This is a genomic window from Streptococcus sp. 1F3, assembly GCF_054968985.1.
Genome location: NZ_JBUEQR010000021.1, coordinates 1 through 3,339, shown reverse-complemented (window position 1 = coordinate 3,339; position 3,339 = coordinate 1). Strand labels below are relative to the sequence as shown.

Genomic DNA, 3,339 nt, shown 5'->3' with positions numbered 1-3,339 from the left:
GAGATACCAAGTTTAAAGTAGTTATTTACAGGTGTAAAAGGAGAGAAGAAAGTTTTCATGCGTACGGCGTGAAATTTGGAGGGTAAGTGTTGCCAAGGAAATGAAAATATGGTAGACTATATACGTATTATCTATGGCTCGGAAAGAGTCCATGGCAGAAAGGAATTTTTAAAATGAAAAAAGATATCCATCCAGAATATCGCCCTGTTGTCTTTATGGACACAACTACTGGTTATAAGTTCCTTAGCGGTTCTACAAAGAACTCTAAAGAAACTATCGAATTTGAAGGTGAAACTTATCCATTGATTCGTGTGGAAATTTCATCAGACTCACACCCATTCTATACTGGACGTCAAAAGTTCACTCAGGCAGATGGACGTGTGGATCGCTTCAACAAAAAATACGGTCTCAAGTAAAAAAAACAGTCCAGTGGACTGTTTTTTCATGAGCCTGAAAATGGTAGAGCGAGTTCACAGTCCAGTGGACTGTTTTTTCATGAGCCTGAAAATGGTAGAGTGAGTTCACAGTCCAGTGGACTGTTTTTTCATGAGCCTGAAAATGGTAGAGCGAGTTCACAGTCCAGTGGACTGTTTTTTCATGAGCCTGAAAATGGTAGAGTGAGTTCACAGTCCAGTGGACTGTTTTTTCATGAGCCTGGAAATGGTAGAGCGAGTTCACAGTCCATTGTACTGTTCAGATTGAAGAAAAAGTCTATTTCGACTAATTTTCTTTAATCTTTTTTCTTTTGCTAAAAAATATAAAAACTCTTAGAAATACTGCTATATCAGTATTTTCAAGAGTTGCTTCAAGATGATATTCACACTTCGAATTTGCTATTTTGCCATCGTTTAGAGGGTTTGTCACGTTCTGCACAGTCTATTGGACTGTTTTCTAATTTTTTGAAAATCAGGTTTTTCCCTCTGTAAAAAATTTTTTATGATATTGAAGGGTTCCCTTGTATCTTCTATATCTTCAGCCTTAGGGCACGAAATGAGCTATGACAAAGTAGAGATTATCTCATCTCTATCAGTTGCTATCCAATGGTGAATGGTTTGGCACATGATGTTCTCCTTACTAATTGTGGCATGTAGGCATTAGGATAACATCACGATTTTTTATTTGTAAATGAACTGGTTTTAATATCTGGGAAATACAACTTAAACTGTATGGAGAAACAGTTTACACATAAAAGGAGTGGACAATTGGATCTTATCCCTATCTTGACTAGGAGTAACAGAACACTCTATTATTTATGGTTGTATCTCTTCTCGATGTAGGTCAACTCTTCTAGCTTTCTAGTTCAATTTTTTTTCATTTTCTGCTATACTGGGAAAGTGAATTGATTGAAAGTATGAGGATAAAAAATGAAGAGGACTTCCTCCTTGGAGAGTCGGATTGACTATGCCTTAATTTTACCTGTGTTTTTTTTACTGTTGATTGGGATTGTTTCCGTCTATATTGCTGTTAGTCAGGATTTTCCCCATAATGTTGCAGCTATTGTTGGTCAGCAGATGGTATGGATTTTCTTAGGCATCAGCCTTGCTTTTTTGGTGATGTTGTTTAGTACCAAATTCTTGTGGACTGTGACGCCGATTTTATATCTTTTAGGGCTGGGTTTAATGGTCTTACCCTTGGTCTTTTATAGCCCAGAATTAGTGGCTTCAACAGGAGCGAAGAACTGGGTGACTATTCGTGGTGTGACCCTCTTTCAGCCCTCGGAATTTATGAAAATTTCCTACATTGTTATGATGGCTCGAAGTATTGTTCGTTTTCAAAAGAAGTATCCTGCAAAGACCATTCAAGGGGATTTTCAGCTGATTGGTTATTTGGCGATGTGGACGCTCCCTGTTCTCTTGCTCCTCTATTTGCAAAAGGATTTGGGAACCTCCCTTGTCTTTCTTGCTATTTTCAGTGGCATGGTTCTGCTATCAGGTGTGTCATGGAAGATTTTGTTGCCGACCTTTCTTACCTTCCTTGTTCTAGTGGGGGGCTTCTTACTTCTTTTTATTGCGCCAGGTGGGACAACCTTTTTGCATAATATCGGTATGGATACTTATAAAATTAACCGAATTGCAGCCTGGCTAGATCCCTTTAAAAATGCTAAATCAACGACCTATCAGCAGGCACAAAGTCTAATTGCTATCGGTAGTGGTGGTCTGAAAGGTCTAGGGTTTAATAAAACCAATCTCCTTGTTCCTGTTCGGGAAAGTGACATGATTTTTACGGTCATTGGAGAAGATTTTGGCTTTATAGGTGGTGTAACCTTGATTGGACTATATACCTTATTGATCTATCGCATGTTGCGGATTACTCTGCAATCCAACAATCGTTTTTATACCTATATTTCGACTGGCTACATTATGATGTTACTCTTCCATGTCTTTGAAAATATTGGAGCAGCTATCGGTGTCCTTCCTTTGACGGGGATTCCCCTACCTTTTATCTCCCAAGGTGGCTCCTCTATTATTTCCAACCTCCTCGGTGTTGGTTTGATGTTGTCTATGACTTATCAGTATACCTTATCTAATGAGCAGCGTTATAATAAGTCGCGGGCATATAAGAAAATCACGATTAAACGTGTAGAAAGATAGGTGCATTATGAAAAAAGTAGCAGTTGTATTAGCAGACGGTTTTGAAGAAATTGAGGCGTTAACACCAGTAGATGTTCTGAGACGGGCAGCGATTGAATGTGATATGCTGGGACTGACAGCCTTAGAAGTCAAGGGTTCCCATGGAATCAAGGTGCAGGCTGATCAGGTTTTTACAGGAGATCTGTCAGCTTATGATATGGTTATCTTGCCTGGTGGAATGCCAGGAACCATTCATTTACAGAATCATGCAGGCTTGATTGTAGCCTTGCAGGCAATTTCTGAAAAGGGAAAATATGTGGCAGCCATTTGTGCAGCACCGATTGTGTTGGAGACGGCAGGGCTTCTCGTAGGGCGTCGCTATACATGCTATCCTGGGCAGGAAGAAAGCATTCTTTCTGGTCAACATGTAACAGATACGGTAGTCATTGATGGAACGATCGTAACGAGCCGGGGAGCAGGGACAGCTTTAGCCTTTGCCTATTGCTTGGTTGACCTTCTCGGTGGGGATGGAGCTAGTTTGGCAACAGCAATGGTGTACGATCAATAGAAGTAGCAGACCTGTTTTGAAAAGGTTATGCGCATCATCAGCAGTAGTATTGAACCCCCTATAGATTAGGGAGAGGAGAAAATGGATTTCGATGAAATCGATGATGACGTTCTCCTCCACGACAAACGCATGAAGAAAAAAACGTTTTCAGAAAGCGAAAATCATAACTAGATATCAATCATTGTAGTACACTAGAATAGA

Annotated in this window: 3 protein-coding genes; all 3 read left to right on the top strand. The window is 39.9% G+C overall.

What is annotated here, in order from left to right; genetic code table 11:
- The first annotated feature begins 173 nt into the window (after positions 1–173).
- Positions 174–416: a type B 50S ribosomal protein L31 gene (locus ACVPON_RS01575; protein ID WP_462875509.1), complete on the top strand. Its 243-nt coding sequence runs from the start codon at positions 174–176 to the stop codon at positions 414–416.
- A gap of 948 nt (positions 417–1,364) precedes the next feature.
- The gene (locus tag ACVPON_RS01570) at positions 1,365–2,591 is read left to right on the top strand and encodes an FtsW/RodA/SpoVE family cell cycle protein (RefSeq protein ID WP_462875507.1); all 1,227 of its coding nucleotides are present in this window, start codon (positions 1,365–1,367) and stop codon (positions 2,589–2,591) included.
- Positions 2,592–2,598: 7 nt separating this feature from the next.
- Entirely contained in the window at positions 2,599–3,138 is a 540-nt protein-coding gene (locus ACVPON_RS01565) for a DJ-1 family glyoxalase III (RefSeq protein WP_462875505.1), read from the top strand.
- The last annotated feature ends 201 nt before the right edge of the window (positions 3,139–3,339 follow it).

Excerpts from the sequence above, each read along its gene's own strand:
- ACVPON_RS01565 (WP_462875505.1), top strand. The coding sequence starts at position 2,599 with ATGAAAAAAGTAGCAGTTGTATTAGCAGACGGTTTTGAAGAAATTGAG.
- ACVPON_RS01570 (WP_462875507.1), top strand. The coding sequence starts at position 1,365 with ATGAAGAGGACTTCCTCCTTGGAGAGTCGGATTGACTATGCCTTAATT.
- ACVPON_RS01575 (WP_462875509.1), top strand. The coding sequence starts at position 174 with ATGAAAAAAGATATCCATCCAGAATATCGCCCTGTTGTCTTTATGGAC.